The sequence below is a fragment of the Euryhalocaulis sp. genome (assembly GCF_013911995.1).
GTDB classification, from domain to species: domain Bacteria; phylum Pseudomonadota; class Alphaproteobacteria; order Caulobacterales; family Maricaulaceae; genus Euryhalocaulis; species Euryhalocaulis caribicus.
The window spans coordinates 1-21,493 of the sequence record NZ_JACESD010000039.1 but is presented as its reverse complement, the minus strand read 5'-3'; the positions used below and the strand labels follow the sequence as shown (position 1 = coordinate 21,493).

General features: G+C 64.3%; 24 protein-coding genes and 1 tRNA gene. 19 read left to right on the top strand and 6 right to left on the bottom strand.

Annotation, left to right across the window (positions count from 1 at the left end):
• Window positions 1-15 precede the first annotated feature (15 nt).
• Window positions 16-1,338, top strand: a complete 1,323-nt coding sequence (locus H2040_RS10670; protein ID WP_022698356.1) for a UDP-glucose dehydrogenase family protein — start codon at window positions 16-18, stop codon at window positions 1,336-1,338.
• 86 nt (window positions 1,339-1,424) lie between these two features.
• Here H2040_RS10670 and H2040_RS10665 read toward each other — a convergent pair whose 3' ends face one another.
• From H2040_RS10665 to H2040_RS10645, 5 genes are read right to left on the bottom strand one after another with little or no spacing between them, the layout of a single operon-like run.
• Window positions 1,425-2,657: a glycosyltransferase family 2 protein gene (locus H2040_RS10665; RefSeq protein WP_287157322.1), complete on the bottom strand. Its 1,233-nt coding sequence runs from the start codon at window positions 2,655-2,657 to the stop codon at window positions 1,425-1,427.
• Complete coding sequence (locus H2040_RS10660) at window positions 2,657-3,466, bottom strand: sulfotransferase domain-containing protein (RefSeq protein ID WP_287157320.1); 810 nt, start codon at window positions 3,464-3,466, stop codon at window positions 2,657-2,659. The genes H2040_RS10665 and H2040_RS10660 overlap by 1 nt, the downstream gene beginning before the upstream one ends.
• A 39-nt stretch (window positions 3,467-3,505) precedes the next feature.
• Window positions 3,506-4,342 (bottom strand): sulfotransferase domain-containing protein, encoded by an 837-nt coding sequence (locus tag H2040_RS10655; protein WP_287157318.1) that lies wholly within the window; start codon window positions 4,340-4,342, stop codon window positions 3,506-3,508.
• Entirely contained in the window at window positions 4,339-5,859 is a 1,521-nt protein-coding gene (locus tag H2040_RS10650; protein ID WP_287157316.1) for an ABC transporter ATP-binding protein, read from the bottom strand. The genes H2040_RS10655 and H2040_RS10650 overlap by 4 nt, the downstream gene beginning before the upstream one ends.
• Before the next feature lie 7 nt (window positions 5,860-5,866).
• Window positions 5,867-6,688 carry an ABC transporter permease gene (locus tag H2040_RS10645; RefSeq protein WP_081639587.1) on the bottom strand — a complete coding sequence of 274 codons (822 nt, stop codon included), beginning with the start codon at window positions 6,686-6,688 and terminating at the stop codon, window positions 5,867-5,869.
• Window positions 6,689-7,022: 334 nt separating this feature from the next.
• On the opposite strand from H2040_RS10645, the gene gmd reads away from it, so the two are divergent.
• From gmd to H2040_RS10620, 5 genes are all read left to right on the top strand, one after another.
• Window positions 7,023-8,093 carry a GDP-mannose 4,6-dehydratase gene (gene gmd / locus H2040_RS10640; RefSeq protein ID WP_287157313.1) on the top strand — a complete coding sequence of 357 codons (1,071 nt, stop codon included), beginning with the start codon at window positions 7,023-7,025 and terminating at the stop codon, window positions 8,091-8,093.
• Entirely contained in the window at window positions 8,086-9,051 is a 966-nt protein-coding gene (fcl, locus tag H2040_RS10635; protein ID WP_022698348.1) for a GDP-L-fucose synthase, read from the top strand. The genes gmd and fcl overlap by 8 nt, the downstream gene beginning before the upstream one ends.
• 284 nt (window positions 9,052-9,335) lie before the next feature.
• On the top strand, window positions 9,336-10,655 hold the full coding sequence (locus H2040_RS10630) for a glycosyltransferase family 2 protein (RefSeq protein ID WP_287157312.1): 1,320 nt from the start codon (window positions 9,336-9,338) through the stop codon (window positions 10,653-10,655).
• Window positions 10,655-10,870 (top strand): hypothetical protein, encoded by a 216-nt coding sequence (locus H2040_RS10625; protein ID WP_022698346.1) that lies wholly within the window; start codon window positions 10,655-10,657, stop codon window positions 10,868-10,870. The genes H2040_RS10630 and H2040_RS10625 overlap by 1 nt, the downstream gene beginning before the upstream one ends.
• 102 nt (window positions 10,871-10,972) lie before the next feature.
• Window positions 10,973-12,367, top strand: a complete 1,395-nt coding sequence (locus H2040_RS10620; RefSeq protein ID WP_287157311.1) for a serine hydrolase domain-containing protein — start codon at window positions 10,973-10,975, stop codon at window positions 12,365-12,367.
• Between the two features lie 47 nt (window positions 12,368-12,414).
• On the opposite strand, the gene H2040_RS10615 is transcribed toward H2040_RS10620, so the two are convergent.
• A tRNA-Gly gene (locus tag H2040_RS10615) sits at window positions 12,415-12,488 on the bottom strand.
• Between the two features lie 130 nt (window positions 12,489-12,618).
• Between H2040_RS10615 and H2040_RS10610 the strand changes: the two genes are divergently transcribed.
• The 13 genes from H2040_RS10610 to H2040_RS10550 form a co-directional block, all read left to right on the top strand.
• Entirely contained in the window at window positions 12,619-13,578 is a 960-nt protein-coding gene (locus tag H2040_RS10610; protein ID WP_287157310.1) for a radical SAM protein, read from the top strand.
• A gap of 180 nt (window positions 13,579-13,758) precedes the next feature.
• Window positions 13,759-14,394, top strand: a complete 636-nt coding sequence (locus tag H2040_RS10605) for a peroxiredoxin (protein ID WP_287157309.1) — start codon at window positions 13,759-13,761, stop codon at window positions 14,392-14,394.
• A 312-nt stretch (window positions 14,395-14,706) separates the two neighbouring features.
• Window positions 14,707-15,534: a glycine/sarcosine N-methyltransferase gene (locus H2040_RS10600; RefSeq protein ID WP_051122764.1), complete on the top strand. Its 828-nt coding sequence runs from the start codon at window positions 14,707-14,709 to the stop codon at window positions 15,532-15,534.
• Window positions 15,518-16,354, top strand: coding sequence for an SAM-dependent methyltransferase (locus tag H2040_RS10595; protein WP_502709332.1), 837 nt, complete (start codon window positions 15,518-15,520; stop codon window positions 16,352-16,354). Before H2040_RS10600 ends, H2040_RS10595 begins: the two co-directional genes overlap by 17 nt.
• A gap of 11 nt (window positions 16,355-16,365) precedes the next feature.
• Window positions 16,366-17,172, top strand: a complete 807-nt coding sequence (locus H2040_RS10590; RefSeq protein WP_287157307.1) for an alpha/beta fold hydrolase — start codon at window positions 16,366-16,368, stop codon at window positions 17,170-17,172.
• A 138-nt stretch (window positions 17,173-17,310) separates the two neighbouring features.
• Window positions 17,311-17,559: a hypothetical protein gene (locus H2040_RS10585; RefSeq protein ID WP_022698341.1), complete on the top strand. Its 249-nt coding sequence runs from the start codon at window positions 17,311-17,313 to the stop codon at window positions 17,557-17,559.
• Window positions 17,556-17,960, top strand: coding sequence for a hypothetical protein (locus H2040_RS10580; protein WP_287157305.1), 405 nt, complete (start codon window positions 17,556-17,558; stop codon window positions 17,958-17,960). The genes H2040_RS10585 and H2040_RS10580 overlap by 4 nt, the downstream gene beginning before the upstream one ends.
• On the top strand, window positions 17,957-18,151 hold the full coding sequence (locus H2040_RS10575; protein WP_022698339.1) for a helix-turn-helix transcriptional regulator: 195 nt from the start codon (window positions 17,957-17,959) through the stop codon (window positions 18,149-18,151). Before H2040_RS10580 ends, H2040_RS10575 begins: the two co-directional genes overlap by 4 nt.
• Window positions 18,152-18,197: 46 nt before the next feature.
• Window positions 18,198-19,778: a lysine--tRNA ligase gene (locus tag H2040_RS10570; protein ID WP_287157302.1), complete on the top strand. Its 1,581-nt coding sequence runs from the start codon at window positions 18,198-18,200 to the stop codon at window positions 19,776-19,778.
• A 25-nt stretch (window positions 19,779-19,803) separates the two neighbouring features.
• On the top strand, window positions 19,804-20,070 hold the full coding sequence (locus H2040_RS10565) for a hypothetical protein (RefSeq protein ID WP_022698336.1): 267 nt from the start codon (window positions 19,804-19,806) through the stop codon (window positions 20,068-20,070).
• 156 nt (window positions 20,071-20,226) lie between these two features.
• Window positions 20,227-20,646, top strand: a complete 420-nt coding sequence (locus H2040_RS10560; protein WP_287157300.1) for a hypothetical protein — start codon at window positions 20,227-20,229, stop codon at window positions 20,644-20,646.
• Window positions 20,646-20,879, top strand: a complete 234-nt coding sequence (locus H2040_RS10555; protein ID WP_287157298.1) for a helix-turn-helix transcriptional regulator — start codon at window positions 20,646-20,648, stop codon at window positions 20,877-20,879. Before H2040_RS10560 ends, H2040_RS10555 begins: the two co-directional genes overlap by 1 nt.
• Window positions 20,880-20,944: 65 nt before the next feature.
• On the top strand, window positions 20,945-21,493 hold a 549-nt coding region (locus H2040_RS10550; RefSeq protein WP_287157295.1), incomplete at its 3' end, for a hypothetical protein.

Sequence of the window (21,493 nt, the reverse complement as noted above, 5' to 3'; positions counted from 1 at the left end):
CTCAGGAGGAAACCCATGCGCGTAGCGATGATCGGCACCGGCTATGTGGGCCTGGTGTCGGGCGCCTGTTTCGCCGATTTCGGCCATGTCGTGACCTGTGTCGACAAGGACGAATCCAAGATCGCCCGGCTGGACAAGGGCGAGATTCCGATCTTCGAACCGGGCCTGGAAAAACTGGTCGCGACCAATGTCGAGGCGGGGCGGCTGAAATTCGCCACCACGCTGGATCAGGCGGTGAAGGAAGCGGACGCGGTGTTCATCGCGGTCGGCACGCCGTCGCGCCGCGGCGACGGGTTCGCGGACCTGTCCTATGTCTATGCTGCGGCGAAGGAAATCGCCGAAAAGATGGACGGCTACACGGTGGTCGTCACCAAATCCACCGTGCCGGTCGGCACCGGCGACGAGGTGGAAAAAATCATCCGCGAGACGCGTCCGGACGCCGAGTTCGACGTGGTTTCCAACCCGGAATTCCTGCGCGAGGGCGCGGCGATCAGCGACTTCAAGCGCCCCGACCGGGTTGTGGTCGGCACGGACGCCGCACGCGCCCGCGACGTGATGAACGAGCTGTACCGCCCGCTCTATCTGAACCAGACGCCCATCGTGTTCACCAATCGCCGCACGTCAGAGCTGATCAAGTATGCGGCCAACGCGTTCCTGGCGACCAAGATCACCTTCATCAACGAGATCGCCGAGCTGTGCGAGCATGTCGGCGCGAACGTGCAGGAAGTGGCGCGGGGCGTCGGCCTGGACGGACGTATCGGGTCAAAATTTCTGCACGCCGGACCGGGCTATGGCGGCTCCTGCTTCCCCAAGGACACGCTGGCGCTGGTGCGCACGGCGCAGGAGGCCGGATCGCCCATCGATATCGTGGAAACGGTCGTGAAGGTGAACGATTCCCGCAAGGAGCTGATGGCCAGCAAGGTGGTGGCGGCCTGCGGCGGGTCGGTCAAAGGCAAGACGATCGGCGTGCTGGGCCTGACCTTCAAGCCCAATACCGACGACATGCGCGAAGCGCCGAGCCTCGCCATCCTGCCGGCCCTCGCCGATCAGGGCGCCTCCATCCGCGCTTTCGATCCGGAAGGGATGGAAGAGGCGGCGAAGCTGCTGGAAATCGGCGACATGACCTGGTGCAAGAACGCCTATGACGCCGCGGACGGCGTCGACGCGCTGGTCATCATCACCGAGTGGGACCAGTTCCGCGCCCTCGACCTCAAGCGCCTTAAAGACGGCATGAAGGGCGATACGCTGGTCGATCTGCGCAACATCTATGAGCCGGAAGACATGGAGCGCCGCGGCTTCGACTATGTCAGCGTCGGCCGCCCGAAAAAGCTGCTCTAGGCTTCACACATAAAAAGGGGCGGGCCGGACCCGCCCCTTTTCTTTGCGGGATATGCCCTAGCCGCGAAGCCGCGCGGCGATCCCGGTCAACGGGCCTTTCGGCGGCCTGCGCGGCTGCGCGCGCGGGCGCGCATGCTCAGGACGGCGTGGTGCAGCTTGTACTGGCGGACCACTTTGGCGATTTCCGCATGGTCGGGCGCGTAGCCCAGCGCGCGTTCGCGCAGAATGTCCATTTCTCCATGGCCGACCGAGGTGATGGCCGCCTGGGACTTTTGCGCCTGATGGGCGCGGAACGCTCCCAGGAAGCGCGGCAGGCGGTGGAATTTCGCACCCGCCGCCTGAAAGCGCAGGATCAGGTCCCAGTCGATGGCGAAGTTGAACGCCTCGTCCAGCTCGCCGCCGACCTTCTCCCAGAGGCTGCTGCGCCAGAACATCGTCTCCTGCGGGATATAGTCGGCGTATTTGATCGCCTTGTCGGAATGCGGCGGCACGATCCAGCGGCCAATCTCGCGGTCCCATTCGTCGATGATGATGCGGTGGCCATAGACGACATCCACCTCCGGATGCGCCGCGAAATAGCGCGCCACATAGGCGAGGCTGCCGGGCAGCATCAGGTCGTCGGAGTTCAGCCAGGCCAGAATATCGCCGGTGGCGTGCGAAAAACCGCGATTGATCGCCTGTGTGAAGCCGCTGTCGCGCTCGCTGGCCCAGTGATGCAGGCGGTCTCCGTAGCTCTTGATGATCTTCGCCGTGCCGTCCTTCGAGGCGCCGTCCTGACAGATATATTCCAGGTTCGGATATTCCTGATCGAGCACCGAATGGATCGTCGCGGCGATGAAATTCGCCGAATTGTAGGACGGGGTGACGATGGAGATTTTCGGCGGGTCTTCAGGCGGCCGCGTCTTCGCATAGGCGGCCGGAAGCTGCATGGGCCGCGGCTCGTAATGATTATAATCGTTCAGCCCGACCTTGAAGACGCGAAGCAGCGCCTGATTGGCGCGATGGCGCAATTGCCGTTTCAGCGACCCGCCCGTGCGGCGCGCGATCGCCCAGCCGATGCGTTTGACGGGGTTTGCGCGCAGAATTTCCAAGGTGTTTGTAAGCGCCCGGATATGGTCTTCGCGGTCGGAGGCCAACCGCCAGGCTTCAACCAGATTCTTCTCCGCATCCTTGCGGCGGAGGATTTCCTTGCGCAGCAGGTCTTCAAGCTGCGCCCGGTCCAGCGTTTTCACGTCCTTGCGGCGCACCTCCTGCCGCATGCCGCGCACCGCGCCTATGGAGCGGCCGGGACGTCTGGCGCGGCGGCGCGGGGCGGACATCAGCGGGTATAGCCGAGAATGGCCAGATCCTCAGCGAGGGCGGCGTTGATCGCCGTGACCGTCTGCTTGTTCAGATGTTCGCGATAATTGCCCGGCTTCACCTGCCGCACATGCGCGTCAGGTTTTTCCGCGTCCGGGAACAGGTCGTAGCGGGCGATGATCTCGTCCACCGTTTCGCCCGGCACGGCCCAGCCGAAATGCTCAAGAATCTCGTCCACCCACGGGCGCTTCTGCTCGATCACGTCCTCATAGCGGAAAATCTTCAGCGTCGGCTTGTGCAGCAGGGCGCGGTAGCTGGCGAACATGCGCTGGGTGTTGCCCACGATCTGGCGGACATAGTCGTTGATGTCGGTGTTCCGGATACGCTCCCGCCGTTTCATGAACTGCTGATAGGCGGGAGACTCCTCGTCATCGGTGGGCGGGCGGTGAGAGAAGGCGTTGGAGAAATAATTGGAGACCAGCATGTCCTTCGGGTCGCGGACCAGAAGGATGGACGGCGCGGTTTCGATCACCGGCACGTCATAGGCCGGGTAGAAGCGGAATCCGCCATAGCAATAGCCCTTGTCGCGGAAAACCGGCGACATGTCATAGACCTTGCCTGCCTTGCGGTCCTTGCGGCCCCAGACCGCGTTCTCCGGCGAGAAATAGGCCAGTCCCGCGGCGGGCGCGAGATCGTGCAGGAGGTCGAACAGCAAGGTGCTGCCGGCCTTGGCCATGGAGAAAGCCAGAACGCTTTGCGCCTCGGATTCGGTTTCGGGAAGGTCGACCGGGGGCTTTTCGCCGGACTTGAGCTTGAAGGACAGGGTCATCTTGATCTTGTTATTCTTCCGCCATCTATCCGTGGGCCGTCATGACGGGATTTCCCGCCGCGCCGAAAGTAGCGGGTCATAAATGCCTGTGAACAGCGCGTCCAGCATGTCTATGGTCTTTGGACCCAGCTTGTCCCGGTGATCGCCCGGCAGGACGCGGCGCACATGACTGTCCGGCGCTTCACTGTCCGGAACAATGTCGAAGCGGTCCAGAATCGCCCGCGCCGTTTCCTCATCCGCGTCCAGCCCCAGCACATCGGCAAGGTCCGCAATCCATGCCGCCTTGTTCAGAACCACGTCTTCATAGTGATAGACCGCCAGCCCCCGGCGCGGCAGTTTTTCCAGATAACGCTCGATCTGGGTTTTCAGGTTCGGCGCGCGTTCCTTCACGATCCGGTTGATCGGCGCAGCCTTCACATATTCGCGGTTACGCTCAAACGCCTGTTTCAGCGCCCCTTCACCCGGCGCGACATGGCTGCTGGCGACCGAGAAATAAAGCGATGTCAGGATATCGCGGGGATCGCGCAGCAGCAGGATTTTCGGCGCATCCTCAAGGCCCGGCAGCGCATAATCCGGCAGCAGACGGAATCCGCCAAAGACAACGCCCGTCGCGGCGAAGGCGCTGTCATCCATGACCACGTCGCGATTGGGGTTGTGCCCGGCCCGGCGCAGGAGGTTCGGCACGGGGATGAACGCCGCGCCGTTCGCCTCGCACAGCATTTCCACCATGCCGTTCAGAAGGCTGCTGCCCGCCTTGTGCAGGGAGAAGAGATAGGCGCTCGGCCCCGCCCAGCGCGCGGACGGGTCGACCCGGATCGTATCGTCATATTCGCCGGCGGAGGCGGGAGACGCGCTTGCGGTGACGAGGATCGTCACCTGGCCGGCTCCGGCGTGTGGTAGCCCAGCTCCCGCGCGATGCGGTTCAGCGCCATGCGAATCTGTCCCTGTTCGTTCGCGCGCAGCGCCGACATGGGGGAACGCAGGGCCGGCGGGGCAAAGGCCGCCGCGCCGGCCGACATGGCCTGATCGTCCGCCGCCAGTCCCAGATGGCCGGCAATGGCCCGGACCGCGCCCTCCGGGTCGGCCCAGGCGGCCTCCGCCGAAAACAGGGCGATGCCGGGGCGGGAATACGCCCCGCCCGCCGCGAGCGTTTCATAAAGCCCGCGCGCCGCGGCGATGGCGGCGGGCAGGCGCGAGGGTTTCTGGTCGTCCAGTTCCGCCAGCGCGCGGTCCAGCCCGCCCTCGGCCAGTCCGCTTTCCATCAGCCAGAACTCGGCCGCCAGCTCGCGCGGGTCGCGGATCAGGACCGCGACCTTACCCGTCGCCAGCACGCTGGATCCGAAAGCCGGCCAACCGCGCATCCCGGTGAGAAGCGCGCCGGTTGCCGGCGCATCCTCCCGCAGGGATGTCACGCGGGCGGCCGGTTTGACGCCCTGTTCGGCGAACATGGCGGGAATATCAATCAGGGTCATGTCCGCGCTGCGGGCCAGCCCCTCCAGCGCGGAGAAAAACGCCGCGCCGCTTTCGCCGGCGGCCGAGATCGCCGCGCAGGACGGCGTATCGCCGGACGCTTGCGATTTAAGGCTGGCCGCGCGCCGTGAAGGCGTGAGGATCAGGGACGGCGGATCGGCCGCGCCGGCGGTTTCCATCATGTCCTTGCGGGAGACTTTCGGGTCTTCCCGCAGCGATTCCAGATAGCGGGCGATGACCGGTTCGAAATCGCCGTAATCCTGCACCTGCCCGGCGTTCATGATCAGCGCCTTGTTGCAGATGCTCTCCAGCAGGCGCGGATTGTGAGAGGCGAAGACCACGATGCGGGAATGCTCCACCTTTTCCAGCATCGCCGCGCGCGCCTTTTCCTGAAACGCCCGGTCGCCCGCCCCGAAATATTCGTCGATCAGCAGGATTTCCGGATCGGTCGCCATGGCCATCGCGAAGGCTAGCCGCATGCTCATCCCGGCGGAATAGGTGTGAACCGGGCTGTCCAGCTTGCCGCCCAGCTCGCTGAGCTCGGCGATATAGGCGCGCGCTTCCTTCGCTTCCTTGCCCGTGACGCCGAGGCGGCGGAGATGAAGATTGATATTGGCGTGCCCCGGAAGCTCACGGTCGACGCCGGCGGAGATGGAAAACAGCGTCTCCATCGTCCCCTCGATCGTCACCCGGCCGCGCAGCGGCGGATAGATGCCGGCCATGACCGAAAGCAGCGTGGTCTTGCCCGCGCCATTGGGGCCCAGCAGGGCCACGCGGTCGCCGTCCTCAAGGGTGAGGTTTACGTTGTTCAGGGCGAACGTCATGGGCGCGCGCTTGCGCGTGGCGTCGGCCAGGGAGCGCACGAAGCTGCGCCGCAGCGGCGGATACTCCATGACGACGTTTTCAAGAACCAGACGGGCCATCAGACGCTCAGACCCAGTAAGGCACGCGGCGGCGCGCATAGACGAACATCGGAATCGTCAGGGTCAGGCCGACCGCCGCAATGGCCGAAACGACGATATAGCTGATGCGGTCCGGCGGGGCGCCCATGAACGGCGCGCGGACCACCTCCACCGCGTGATAGAACGGGTTCCACTGGGAGACGTTCTCCACCCGCGGATTGACGTCCACCGACCAGATGATCGGGGTGAAGAAGAAGGCGATGCGCATGATATTGCGCACCATCTCTCCAAGGTCGGGGAAACGCGCGACCGCAATGGCGAAAAACAGGTTCGCCCAGATCGCGTTGAGAATCAGCAGGCCCAGCCCCGGCAGCGCCAGCAGAACGATCCAGCCGAAATCGCGCCCCACCAGCAGCGCCACGAGAAAAAACAGCGGCGCTTCCAGGAAGAAGGCCATGAGGTTCGCCGCCGTGCGTTCGAAAATGAACATCATCAGGGGCGTCGGCCGCGCCATGATGTGCCGCCGCGCGCCGTTGAAAATATCCGTCGCGCCGCTGATCGCGTTGGAGATGAAAAACCAGGTCGCGAAGCCCACCGCCACATAGGGCATGAAATAGGACGCCTCGCGCCCCATGATCGCCGCCCACATATAGCCCAGCGAAATCACCACGAAGGCGTAGGAAAGCGGGTGCCAGATGAGGCCCAGCGACAGGCGCTGGTAGCGGCCGCGCACGCGCTGATAGGCCAGCCGCATCCAGAACGGCGTCAGGCGCAGGCTCTGCGTCAGGTCGCGCCAGGCCTCGGCCCAGCGGGACGTGCGGACACCCATGTCAGGCGACGCGGCGGTCATCGAAAAACAGCCATATGGCGGAAACCCCTTGGAGAACCGTGACTAGCGGAGAGGCCTGCCTGCGGCAATGGTTTGCCGCGCCTTTCCTTGCGTTTGTGCAATGCGGGTTCTAGAAGCCTTGATCGGCAGCTTGCCCCGTGGTTTCACAGGGTTTCGACGGCTTCGCCGTTGCTCTTGAGGGGTTCTCCGCCGGAAACAGGACACGCCCGGTATCTGACCGGCTTTCTTTTGCGAGAAGGCCGGGCGCGACGTTCCTGTTGCCCGCGGGCGGTTATTTGTTCGCCAGCGCCACCGGTTTGCACCGGTCGGCGCGGCAGGTTTCGAGTGGATTTAAATGGATCGCAAGACGGCGTTGATTACCGGGATTACGGGCCAGGACGGCGCGTATCTGGCCCGGCTGCTTCTGGACAAGGGTTATATCGTTCACGGCGTGAAGCGCCGCTCGTCCTCGTTCAATACCGAACGGATCGACGATTTGTATCAGGACCCGCATGAAAAAGACGTGCGGATGTTCCTGCATTATGGCGATCTGACCGATTCCACGAACCTGATCCGCCTGGTTCAGGAGAGCCAGCCGGACGAGATCTATAATCTGGGCGCGCAGAGCCACGTTCAGGTCAGCTTCGAGACGCCGGAATACACCGCGAACTCCGACGCCATCGGCGCGCTGCGCATGCTGGAGGCGATCCGCATCCTGGGCCTTGGCCAGAAGACGCGCTTCTATCAGGCCTCGACGTCGGAGCTTTACGGCAAGGTCGTGGAAACGCCGCAGACCGAGACCACGCCCTTCTATCCGCGCAGCCCGTACGCGGCCGCGAAAGCCTATGCCTACTGGGTGACGGTGAACTACCGCGAGGCTTACGGCTATCACGCCTCCAACGGCATCCTGTTCAACCACGAAAGCCCGCTGCGCGGCGAGACCTTCGTGACCCGCAAGATCACGCGCGCCGTCGCGGCCATCAAACACGGCCTGCAGGACACGCTTTTCCTGGGCAATCTGGACGCCAAGCGCGACTGGGGCCACGCCCGCGATTATGTCGAAGGCATGTGGCGCATCGTGCAGCAGGACGAGCCGGACGATTTCGTTCTGGGCACGGGCGAGACGCACAGCGTGCGCGAATTCGTCGAACTGGCCTTCGCCGAGGTTGGCAAGACCATCGCCTGGAAAGGCGAAGGCGTGGACGAAGTCGGCTATGATTCCGACAGCGGCGAGACGCTGGTCAGGATCGACCCGCGCTATTTCCGCCCGACCGAGGTGGACCTGCTGCTGTCCGATCCGGCCAAGGCCAAGGAAAAGCTGGGCTGGACGCCGACGACCAGCTTCCGCGACCTTGTAACCGAGATGGTGGAAGACGATCTGAAAACCGTTCTGCGAGAGAAAGACCGGAAAAACCGCCATGGCTGACGCCCCCGCATACAGTCTTGAAGGCAAGCGCGTCTGGGTGGCCGGCCATCGCGGCATGGTCGGCTCGGCGCTTTGCCGGCGGCTGGAGCGGGAAAATATTGGCGCGCTGCTGACCGCCACGCGCGCCGACGCGGATCTGGTCCGTCAGGACGAGGTCGAACGCTGGATGAAGGCGGAAAAGCCGGACGCGGTCTTCGTGCCCGCGGCCAAGGTGGGCGGGATCCTCGCCAACGACACCTATCCGGCGGAGTTCCTCTACGAGAACCTGATGATCGCCGGCAATGTCATCCACGCCGCCCATAATGTCGGCGTGGAGAAGCTGGTCTTCCTCGGCTCCTCCTGCATCTATCCGAAATTCGCCGACCAGCCGATCACCGAGGACGCCCTGCTGACCGGCGCGCTGGAGCCGACGAACGAATGGTACGCGGTCGCCAAGATCGCCGGGCTGAAACTCTGCCAGGCCTATCGCCGGCAATATGGCGACGACTTCATCTCCGCCATGCCGACCAATCTCTACGGCCCGCGCGATAATTACGACCTGCAGAACTCGCACGTCATTCCGGCCCTGATCCGCAAGGCGCACGAGGCCAAGCTCGCCGGGCAATCCTCCATGGAAATCTGGGGCACGGGGTCGCCGCGCCGCGAATTCCTGCATGTCGATGACTGCGCCGATGCGCTGGTCTTCCTGATGAAGACCTATTCGCAAGACCAGCATGTGAACGTGGGCAGCGGCACGGACGTAACGATTGAGGAACTGGCCCGTCAGGTCATGAAAGTCGTCGGCTTCAAAGGCGACCTGACCAAGGACGAGACCAAGCCGGACGGCACGCCCCGCAAGCTGATGAGCGCCGACAAGATTCGCGGCCTTGGCTGGGCGCCCTCCATCGGCCTGGAAGAGGGCCTGGCCAATGCCTATGAATGGTTCCTCGAGAACAAGGCCGACGCCAGGGCCGCCTGACGCGCAGCCTTCCAACTTATTGAAAATTATCGGTTCGGGTTGCCAGCCCTCCCAAGCAGCGGCTACAAGTGTGTTAATGGAAAGTTAACGGTCTGGGGAGGACCGGCTTGCCTGACGCCCGGACCGGACCCGGACGCGCAGGCGTGCAGCGCGCGGGCATGGGCGCCCGCGTGTCTGCGCCTGTGCGGCATTTTCGCGCGCGGAGAGAGCCGCCGAGGCTTTCGGCCAGACTGCGCGCGCGGATTCTCGAATCGGCCATCCATTCGCTGGCGCGGCGCTTTCCCATGGCCTCGGCCCGCCACACGCTGATCGGCGAACAGAAGATCGCCCTCGCCTCGGCCGGCGCGTTCCTTCTGGCGCTGGCCTGTATTGTCCCGGCGTCCGCCGCCCTGGGGGCGGGCAGCCTTGTGCTGGGGAGCGCTTTCGGCGCGCTTATCGTGCTCCGCGCCTTCTCAATTGTTCTGCCGCCCATGGCCGATGAAGCGCCGCCGCTGAGCGATGCCGACCTGCCTGTCTACACCGTGCTTGTGCCGCTTTACCGGGAAACGGCCGCGCTGCCCGGTCTGGTGCGGGCCATCGAGATGCTGGACTATCCGGCGGCGAAGCTGGACGCCAAGCTGATCATAGAGGCGGACGACAGGGAGACGCTGGAGGCCGCGCGCGCCCTGAAGCTGGACAGCCGGTTCGAGATCATTCCCGTGCCGCCCGCCAACCCGCGCACCAAGCCTAAGGCCCTCAACTACGCCCTGAAATTCGCGCGCGGCAGCCTCGCCACGATCTATGACGCAGAGGACTGGCCGGCCCCGGACCAGCTGCGCGTGGCCGCTGCGGCGCTGGCGGCCAATCCGGAGCTGGCCTGCGTTCAGGCGCCTCTGGAATGCTATAATGGCGGCGACAACTGGATCACCCGCGCCTTCGCGCTGGAATACGCCATTCACTTCCATCTCTGGCTGCCGCTGCTGGTCCGGCTTGGCCTGCCGATCCCGCTGGGCGGGACCAGCAATCATTTCGTCGTCTCGAAGCTGCGCGCGGCGGGCGCGTGGGATCCGTTCAACGTGACCGAGGACGCCGATCTGGGTTTCCGGCTGGCCGCGCAGGGCTGGCGCTGCGGCATGATCGCCCCGCCCACGCTGGAGGAAGCCACGACCAATCGCGCCGACTGGACGCGTCAACGCTCGCGCTGGATCAAGGGCTATATGCAAACCCTGCTGGTGCGCGCCCGCCCCCGCGAAACCGGCGCGGGCGCGGCGGGCGCGCTGTCGCTCTGCGCCACGCTGGGCGCGGGCGTGCTGAGCGCCTTTCTCTATGCCCCCGCGCTGGCGCTGCTGGCAGGCTGGGCAATTGGCGCGGCTGCGGGTGTCTGGCCCGCGCCGCCCTTGTGGGCGTATGCCCTGCCATTGCTGGTCTGGGCCATTGCGGCGGCCAGCGCCATTCCCGCCGCGCGGCGCGCGCGTGCGCCGGCCCTCTTGCGCGCAGCGCTCTGGCAGCCGATTTACTGGCTATTCCAGACACCGGCGGCGGCGTGGGCGCTCATGCAACTGATCAGACGGCCTCATTTTTGGGAAAAGACAGAGCACGGCGCCGCGGACCGGCGGCCGCGCTGATGGGCTATATCGGCTCCGCCCTCGCCGCGCTGGCCAGCCTGGCCGTCGCCGCCTTCTGCATCTGGCGCGGCCAGCGCCCGCCGACGCTGGGCAAGGTGCGCTATATCCCCTGGATGTTCATCGGGCTGGGCTTCGCCGCCCTGACCCTGATGTTCCTCACCCATATCGTGAACCTGGCCGGCGTCGAGACCGGCCGCAGCGGCAGCATGTTCTAGCATCACGCTGAAAAATCGCGCCTGCGACTGGCGAAAAAATTCCCGCCGCTCCATGCTCTGCATTGCAGCATTGAGCGGGGGGAGCGAACTATGCGGCGTGTCTTGGCTTTGCTTGTTGTTCTGGGACTGACGGCCGCGCTTCAGGCCGCGGCGTCTTCCGGATCCATTGATGAATTCATCAACGCGGAAATGCCGGCTTCCGGGGCGCCGGGTCTTGCCTATGCCGTGGTCGAGGACGGCGAGATCACATCCGGCGCGCGGGGCGAGGTTCTGCGCGGAAGCGGCGACCCCGTTACGCCGGACACCCCGTTCCTGATCGGCTCCATCTCCAAGAGCATTACGGCGATGGCGGTGATGCAACTGGTCGAAGCCGGCCAGGTCGATCTGGACGCGCCGGTGTCCCGCTATCTGGAGGTCTTCGCGGACCGGCCCTCCGGCGCGATCACGATCCGGCAATTGCTGGGCCATACCAGCGGATATTCGACCCGGCAGGGCAATGGCGCGCACACCGATCAAAGCGGCGCCGAAGACGCGCTTTCACAGCACGTTGCGCAGATCGCGCAATGGACGCCCGCCCATCAACCGGGAACCGTCTGGGATTATTCCAACGCCAATTACCAGATCCTGGGCGCGGTTATCGAGGCGGTAAGCGGCGAGGATTACGCGGGATACGTCGAGCGCCAGATTCTGGCGCCGATCGGCATGGAGGACAGCTTTGTCGCCGATGGCGAACGCCATGACGGCGTGGCGAGAGGGCATCTGCCGTGGTTCGGGACAAAGCGGCCCGTGAAAGACAGCCGTCCGAACCGCGTCACCGCGCCGGCGGGCGGCGTCATCGCCAGCGCCGACGATCTGGCGCGGTATCTGGCGGTCATGATGAATGGCCAGGACGACGTCATCAGCGCCGGCAGCAAGGCGGACATGCTGCGCCCGGCCAGCGGCGCCTCGCCAAATTACGGCTTCGGCTGGTCGCTGGACGCCGAGAGCGGAACAGTCTTTCACACCGGCACAAGCCGCGGGGTCGAAACGCTCGCCCTTTTCGTTCCGGCGGAGCGCAAAGGGGCCGTGGTTCTGGTGAATGCCGGCAGCGGCTTCGGCTTCGGGGAAACGGCCACGCTCCGCACCGGGCTCAGCGCAACGGCGCTCGGACTCGACCATGACGGCGATGCGGGCGGCTGGAGCCGCAAATCCATCTTTCTTATGTTTGCGCTGCTGCCGCCCTTCTTCATGTTCTGTGCGGTCTGGGCCTGGCTGCACCGGGACAGGCTGCGCGCGAAGTCCGGGTTCTCCGGTCTGGTCAGCATCTGGCTTCCTTTGCCGATGATGATCGCTCTCGCCTGGACCGCGCTCTATCTCATCCCCGCGCTGTTCGGCATATCGATCGGCACGCTCTACCTGTTCCTGCCGGACATGGCGCTGATGATGATGACGACCGCGGCGACGGGCCTGCTCTGGGCCGTATTCAGGCTGGGCGTTTTCTATAGCGGACGGTCCTGAACCCCGGACCGGGCCGGGCGGTGTTCCGCATCTGCCGGGAGGCGCGCTGGAGCGGGTAGCGGGAATCGAACCCGCACGATCAGCTTGGGAAGCTGACAGGCTACCGTTACATCATACCCGCGCGAAGCGCGCGGGACGGGGAATACCAAGCCTTTGCGCCTGCGGGCAAGCGGCGCGCGCCGCGATCACGATTGCGCCAGCGCTGACGTGAACGGCTGGAAACCGCGCCGCGCGCCCCATATCCATGACGCATGAGCGTGCAAACCGATACCGAACCCCGCCTGGACCCCGCAAAGTTTCGCGATCCGGACGTCACCTCGAAGGGAGAGCGCCGCGCCAGCGTCGATTTCGCCCGGCTGGAAACGCTGTGGTTCAACACCGGCACGCTGTGCAATATCGAGTGCCTGAACTGCTATATCGAAAGCTCGCCGACCAATGACGCGCTGGTCTATCTGACCCGCGCCGAGGCCGCGCGCTTTCTGGACGAGATCGACGAAATGGGGATCGGCCCGGTGGAGATCGGCTTCACCGGCGGCGAGCCCTTCATGAATCCTGACATGGCCGCGATGGCGGGCGATGCGCTGGCCCGCGGGCACGAGGTACTGATCCTGACCAACGCCATGCGCCCCATGATGCGCCCGAAGGTGCAGAAAGACATGGCGGCGCTGAACGCCGAATATGGCGGCCGCCTGACCCTGCGCATCAGCATCGACCATTACAGCGCCGCGGTGCACGACGCCGAGCGCGGCGAAGGCGCTTTCGAGAAAACCATGAAGGGCGTGCGCTGGCTGCGGGACGAGGGATTCCGCCTGTCCGCCGCCGGGCGCAGCCTGACCGGAGAAACCGAAGACGAGGCGCGCGCCGGATTCCTGCGCCTGTTCGAGCGGGAGGGGCTGGATATCCCCGCGCAGGACCCGTCCCGCCTGCTGATCTTTCCCGAGATGGACGAGAGCGCTGACGTGCCGGAGATCACCACCGAATGCTGGGGCATTCTGGGCGTCGATCCGGGCGCGATGATGTGCGCGACCAGCCGCATGATCGTCAAACGCCGGGGCGATGACGCCCCCGCCGTGATCGCCTGTACCCTGACCCCTTATGACGAGGAGTTCGAGCTGGCGCGCACGCTGGCCGGGGCCCTGAAGCCCGTGAAACTCAACCACCCCCATTGCGCCCGGTTCTGCGTTCTGGGCGGGGCCAGCTGTTCGGCCTGACACAGACGCTGTTTCTGCAATAATCTTCCGGCTCTGGCGCGCAGGCGCTGCCGCGGCGGAATCCTGTTCCGGTCAGACCGGAATTCCCGGATCGTCCTCCCTTGCAAAGCGCCGGGCCTCGCGCCACCTAGTCCGGGACGCATTTCCGTTCCCGCCTGGCAGTAAAGAGGAGCCACCGATATGAGCTTGCAGATTGGCGACACCGTCCCCGATTTCGAGGCCGAGACGACGCAAGGCCGCATCAGCTTTCACGACTGGATCGGCGATCAGTGGGCGATCTTCTTCTCCCACCCGGCCGACTACACCCCGGTCTGCACGACCGAGCTGGGCGAGACGGCGAAGCTGAAGGGCGAGTTCGACAAGCGGAACGCCAAGGCCATCGCCATCTCCGTCGACCCGCTGGAGGACCATAAGGGCTGGATCGGCGATATCGAGGAGACCCAGGGCTGCGCGGTGAATTTCCCGATCATCGCGGATCAGGACAATCAGATCGCCAATCTCTATGGCATGATCCACCCGAACGCCGACGCCAAGGTGACGGTGCGCACGGTGTTCGTGATCGACCCGAACAGGAAAGTCCGCGCCTTCTTCGCCTACCCGCCCAGCGCCGGCCGGAATTTCCAGGAAGTACTGCGCCTGATCGATTCGCTGCAGCTGACCGATCAATTCAAGGTGGCGACCCCGGTGAACTGGCGCGATGGCGAGGACGTGATCATTGTACCGTCGCTGAGCGACGAAGAGGCCGATCAACTGTTCACAAAAGGCTACAAGAAAATTAAGCCTTATTTGCGCACCACGCCGCAGCCCAACCGGTAAACCCCTGACTTGCCTAAAGAAACGCGGCGCGGAATTATTTTTTTCCGCGTCGCGTTTTATATTGCGCCGCAAAAAGTTTTCATGAATTTCCGCGCGCCCGGTTAAAACCGCCGCCGATATCACCTATGCATATTGGGTCGGTCGAGGAACCCTTCGTGATCCGGAGGGTTTCCACGAGACGGCCGGGGCCGCCCAGATTTTCACCCCAGCCGGCCCATAAAAAGTCCGCATGCCAAGTGCGGCGCGCCGGTTATGGGAACCTGGGAGGAGCGCTCTGGCGCCTCCGATACGAAGCAAAAGCGCAGGTAAGGTATGTCAACGTCAGCTGACTTGAAAAGTCGCGACACAAACAAACAGGATTACGGCAGCGACCCTCTGAAGGTCCGCGACACCAATCACTACCAGAACGAATATATCCGCGGGTTCGTCGAGAAATGGGACGAGCTGATCGACTGGGAAGGCCGCGCGAAAAGCGAAGGCCAGTTCTTCGTCGACGTCCTGAAAAAATACGGCAAACACAAGATTCTGGACGTCGCCACCGGCACCGGTTTCCACTCCATCCGCCTGAAGAAGGCGGGGCTGGACGTCACCAGTTGCGACGGCAGCGCCCAGATGCTGGCCATGGCCTTCGACAACGGCGTCGAGCACGACCAGATCCTCAAGACGGTGTGCAGCGACTGGCGCTGGCTGAACAAGGACATCCAGGGCAAGTATGACGCGGTCATCTGTCTGGGGAATTCCTTCACCCACCTGCATGAAGAGGCCGACCGCCGCCGCGCCCTGGCCGAATTCTACGCCGCGCTGAAACATGACGGCGTGCTGATCATGGATCACCGCAATTACGATGCGATCCTGGACGGCAATTACGGCTCCAAGCACTCGGTCTATACCGGCAAGGACGTCAATGTCTTTCCCGAAAAGGTCGACGATGGCCTGGCGCGTTTCTGCTACGAATTTTCAGACGGGCAGACCTATCACCTGAACATGTTTCCGCTGCGCCGGAACTATGTCGAAGGCCTGATGACCGAGGCGGGTTTCCAGAACATCGAGACCTACGGCGATTTCAACGACAAGCCGGTCGATAACCCCGATTTCTTCATTCACGTTGCGCAAAAGAAATTTGATCATGGAAAATCATAAACAGGCCTCCGCCGTCGCGGAGGATTATTACGACAGCGACGACGCCGTCCGCTTCTATCTGGATGTCTGGGGCGGCGAGGATATCCATGTCGGCCTCTACAAGTCCGAGGACGAGGCGATCCGGGACGCCAGCATCCGCACGGTGGAGACCATCGCCGACATGCTGGACCTGCCCAAGGGCGCGCACGTGGTGGATCTCGGCGCCGGTTATGGCGGCGGGGCGCGCTGGATGGTGCGCAATCGCGGCTGGAAAGTGACCTGCGTCAATATCGCGGACAAGCAGAACGAGATTAACCGCCAGCTGAACGCCAATGCCGGCTTCCATGACGAGATCGAGGTGATCCACGGCTCGTTCAACGAAGTCCCCGCCGAGGACGGCGCCTTCGACGCGATGTGGTCTCAAGACAGCTTCCTGCACGGCGGCGACCGCCAAGGCATCATCGAGGAATGCGCCCGTATCGTGAAGCCGGGCGGCGATATCATCTTCACCGACCCGATGAAGGCCGACGACGCCGATGACGGCGAGTTGCAGCCGATCCTCAACCGCATCCGCCTCTCCTCTCTGGCCTCGGTCGCCTTCTACCGCGAAGCGGCGAAGAAGGCGGGCCTGGTAGAGGTCGATGTTCGCGAATATCCCGACCAGCTGGGCCGCCATTACGGCCGCGTCCGGGAGGAGCTGATCAAGGACCGCGAGAACATCGAGAAGACGGTCTCCACCGAATATATCGACAACATGATCGAGGGCCTCGGCCACTGGGTCGACGGCGCGGCCACCGGCAAGCTGAACTGGGGCATCCTCCACTTCCGCAAGCCGGAATAGGCCGTCCTCGCGTGCGGCTCGAAAAGCGCTTTCGATTCAAGGGCCATGACATTGCGTGGGACCGTCTTGGCGATGGTCCCGCGCTTGTCCTCCTGCACGGGACGCCATTCTCATCTCACGTCTGGCGCAGGATCGCTCCGGAGCTGGCGCGCGATCATACGGTCTATCTCTACGATCTGCTGGGTTACGGCCTGTCCGCCAAACCCGACGCCGACGTCTCCCTTGGCGTCCAGAATGAGGTGCTGGCCGCGCTGTTCGAACATTGGGGTCTGCTGAAGCCGCAGGTGATGGCGCATGACTTTGGTGGCGCGACCGCGCTGCGCGCGCACTTTCTCAACCGGCTGGACTACGAAAGACTGCTGCTGATCGACCCGGTCGCCATCCGTCCCTGGGGTTCGCCTTTCGTGCAGCATGTGCGCGAGCATGAAGCCGCCTTCGCCGGGGTCCCGGATTACCTGCAGCGCGCCATCCTGCGCGCCTATATCCGCGGCGCGGCTTCCCGCCCGATGAGCGATGCCGAACTCGAGCCTTATATGACCCCCTGGCTGGGCGAATCCGGCCAGCCCGGCTTCTATCGCCAGATCGCCCAGATGGATCTGAAATACACCGACGCTGTTCAGGACCAGTACGGGGAATTGCGCTGTCCCGTCACGCTCCTGTGGGGCTGTGATGACGAATGGATACCCCTTGCCCGCGGCCGCGAATTATCGGCCATGCTGCCCGATTGCGAATTGACGGAAATCCCCGGCGCCGGCCATCTGGTGCAGGAAGATGCGCCTGAAGCCATTATCTCGGCCGCGCTACGTTTCTTCAGATAGACGCCGCCGAGCGCTCCCTGCCATGTCTGGCTATCGGCCAGACACAGGCTGCTCTTTGCGTACAAAATGGAAAGCGTGCTTGACAGGCTCGGCGGCGGCGCATATCTGTAAAGCATACTTTCCAATCAGGAGATCGCCATGACTTCGAAATCGCTCAAGCTGCTGCTTCTCGCCATCGCGCTGGGCGTCTGCACGACGACCTGGCTGACCATGCTGGGCGTCTGGCTGTTCATGGACCCGGGCGTCGCGCTCTGGACCGTTCTGGTCACCATCGCCGCGGTGTCGACCGAGGCGGTGTTCTGGGTCGGCGGGGTGGTGCTCGGCTGGACCGCGTTTTCCAACCGCGCCCGCATCTGGCGCGCGCTGTGCGGGCGCGGCGCGGCATGAGCGGGACCGCGCCCAGCCAGTCGCGCCTGAAACGCTTTCGCCGGACGGGCACGCTGGCGCTTCTGCTCTATGTCGCTGTCCTGGTGCCCTCCATCCTGCTGTTCTCGTCTGTCTCGCAGCAGGGCATCCGGCTGGCGCTGGCCGCCCTGCCCGTCCTGCCGATGGCCTGGTGGGGGTATGAATTCGTGCGCATGACGCGCGGCGGCGACGAGATGCAGCGGGAGATCCAGTTCCGCGCCATCATGATCAGCGCCGGCGGCGTGGTTTTCGCGGCCTCGCTCTGGGGCATCTTCAGCTTCATCATGGGCTGGCCGGAGCCTCCGCTCTTCCTGCTGCTGCCCGCCGCCGCGCTCACTCACACGGCGGCCATGGCGGTGCTCAACCGGCGGTATGGCGGATGAAGAACATCCTGCGCCAACTCCGCGCCGAAATGGGCTGGACGCAAGGCGCGCTGGCCGAAAAGCTCGACGTCTCCCGCCAGACCGTGAACGCGCTGGAGGCGGGGCGTTACGACCCCTCCCTGCCGCTCGCCTTCCGCATCGCCCGGCTGTTCGGCCGCCCGATCGAGGAGATCTTCGACGACGAGGCGTGAGTCCGCCCGCTTGCCTCGCCATCGCGGCGCGTTACAACGCCTTCCCATGACTGACCTTTCCGATATTGCCCGCTCCGCCAAGGCCTGGCCCTTTGAACAGGCCCGCGCCCTCGTCAAACGCGTCGAGTCCCGCGGCACGGAAAAACCGGTCGTGTTCGAGACCGGATACGGCCCGTCCGGCCTGCCGCACATGGGCACGTTCGGCGAGGTCGTGCGCACGACCATGGTGCGCCGCGCGTTCGAGGCGCTGATCGATGGCGCCTACAAGACGCGCCTGATCACGTTTTCGGACGACATGGACGGGTTCCGGAAAGTCCCGACCAACCTCCCGAACCAGGACATGCTGGCCGAACATCTGGGCCTGCCCCTGACCAAGGTCCCCGACCCGTTCGGCGAGCATGAGAGCTTCGCCCATCACAATAATGCCCGCCTGCGCGAATTCCTCGACGCGTTCGGGTTCGAATACGAATTCCTGTCCTCGACCGAACAGTACAAGTCCGGCGCCTTCGACGAGGCGTTGCTGACCATGCTCGCCCGCTTCGACCAGGTGATGGAGATCATGCTCCCGACGCTCGGCAAGGAGCGGCAGGAAACCTATTCGCCCTTCCTCCCCGTCTCGCCCAAGACGGGCAAGGTGCTGCAGGTCCCGACGCTGGAGCGCAATGTCGATTCCGGCACGATCGTGTTCGAGGACGAGGACGGCGAAAAAACCGAAGTCCCGGTCACTGGCGGCAATGTGAAAATCCAGTGGAAGCCGGACTGGGCGTTGCGCTGGGCCGCGCTGGGCGTGGATTACGAGATGTCCGGCAAGGATCTGATCGAGTCCGTGAAGGTCTCCTCGAAAATCTGCCGCGTCCTTGGCGGCAAGCCGCCCGACGGCTTCAATTACGAGCTGTTCCTGGACGAGAAGGGCGAGAAAATCTCCAAGTCCAAGGGCAATGGCCTGACGGTCGAGGAATGGCTGACCTACGGCCCGCCGGAGAGCCTGTCGCTGTTCAATTTCACAAAGCCCAAGACGGCCAAGAAGCTCTATTTCGACATCATTCCCAAGACGGTGGATGAATATATCTCCCACCTCTCCGCCTATGGGCGGCAGGAACCGGACAAGCAGGTCGAGAACCCGGCCTGGCATATCCATGAGGGGAATCCGCCGGAACAGGGCTCGCCGATCAGCTTCGCGCTGCTGCTGAACCTCGTCTCCGCCGCCGGCGCGGCGGACAAGGAGACGATCTGGGGCTTCATCACGCGCTACCAGCCGGATGCGACGCCCGAGACCTATCCCCTGACCGACGCGCTGGTCGGCCATGCGCTGGCCTATTACCGGGACTTCGTGCACCCGGCGAAACAGTATCGCGCGCCGACCGATCAGGAACGCGCAGCAATGGAAGAGCTGGTGCGCCGTGTCCGCGCGCTGGAATCGGCCGAGTCCGATCCGGAGACCATCCAGACCGAGGTCTATTCCATCGGCAAGGAGCACGAGTTCGAGAATCTGCGCGACTGGTTCCAGGCCCTCTACGAGGTCCTGTTCGGCCAGAGCCAGGGCCCGCGCTTCGGCAGCTTCGCCGCTATCTACGGCCTCCCCGAAACCATCGCCATGATCGAAGGCGCCCTCTCGCGGGACGCCTGAACACATTTCAGAGAAAGCAGGACAAATGGCCACGCATAAAGACGAGACATTCGAAAACGCCACGGTCGACCTGGACGGGGAGACGTTCGAGAACTGCACGTTCCGTAACGTGACCCTGGCCTATTCCGGGGGCGAGCCGCCGGTTCTGGACGGCTGCAAGTTCGAGGAATTCACCTTCGATTTCCGCGGCGCGGCCTCCAACACCGCCCTGTTCATGCGGGCCCTTTCCGAAGCGCCGGGCGGCGACGACATCATCCGCCAGAACTTCCCGGCCCTGTTCAAGAACCACTAGCGGCTCGCCGGACAATAACGGCTTGAAGATCGGGGCGGCCTCAACGGGCCGCCCTTTTCTTTTTCGAAGGGGGTAAAATATTATTGACATGAAGTCGGCTTGATCATACATAGCGTTATGTAAATAATCTTTGACCTTTGGTATGAAGGAGCTGACATGAGCTTTCACGAGAAATCCGCCGCCATCACGCTGGCCGGCCTGGTTATCTGGTACGGGATCTATTTCGCGCTGCACGCGGAGATGATCCTCAGCGGCGAGGGCGTGCTGGCCGCCTCCACCGCCATCCTTTTCATTACCATGATCGGCTTTGTCGCCATCGTGGCGGCCGGCCATATCGTCGTGGCGATCTTCATGGAGAAGGGCGATGACGAGACCGACGAGCGCGAGCGCTTCATCAGCCTGAAGGCCGAGCGCAATGGCGGTTTCATCCTGGGCGTCGGCGTGGTGCTGACGCTGGGCCTGATGCTGGTCGGCGCGACGAATTTCACCGCCGCCAACGCCCTCCTCTTCGCCCTGTTCGTCAGCGAGGCGGTGAGTCTCGCCTCCAAGCTGGTCTATTACCGGCAGGCGATCTGATGGCGAAGAAGACGCGCATCACCAACAATATCCGCCGCCTGCGGTTCGAGGCCGGCGAGATGACCCAGGCCGAGCTGGCCCGCAAGGTCGGCGTCACGCGCCAGACCGTCATCGCCATCGAACAGGGCCGTTATTCGCCCTCGCTGGAGGTGGCGTTCCAGATGGCCGAGGCGTTCGGCGTGGGGCTGGAAGAGGTCTTCCAGTATCCGAAGGCGCCCGCCGCCAAGACATAGCGCCGCCCGCTCTGTCCTGCCCTGTGCGCTGGCGCGGGGCGGCGGGCGCGCTACCCTTGCCCTTCATGAGAACCCTGATCTCGGCCTTCCTGATCCTTTCCGTCGCCGGCCCCGCGCTCGCCGATATCGGCGCGGCGCGGCAGGCCTATGCCAGCGGCGACTATGTCTTCGCCGCGGAGACGGCCGCCGAAATCGAAAGCGCCGATGCGCAAGTTCTGGCGGCCGAGGCGATCAGCACGCGGCTGGTCCTGGAGGGGGCCGATGCGCGGGCTGCACGGACCGCGCGCGATCACGCCGAGGCGGCGCTGGAGATGGAGCCGGACAGCGTGTCCGCCCTGGTCCAGCTGGCGGTCTCCTACGGGCTGGAAGCGCGGGCGAGCTCCGACTTCGCCAATTATTTCCGCGGCTCCGCCGCCAGGGGCCGCGAGGCGCTGGACCGCGCGCTGACGCTGGAGCCCGGCAACGCCCAGGCGCGGGCGGTGTCCGGCGCGTGGCACCTGGAAATCCTGTGGCGCGGCGGGGAGACGGCGCAGCGTCTTTACGGCGCGAATGCCCCGGACGGGATCGCGGATTTCGAGGCCGCGCTGCGCCTCGGCGCGGCGCCGATGGCCGGG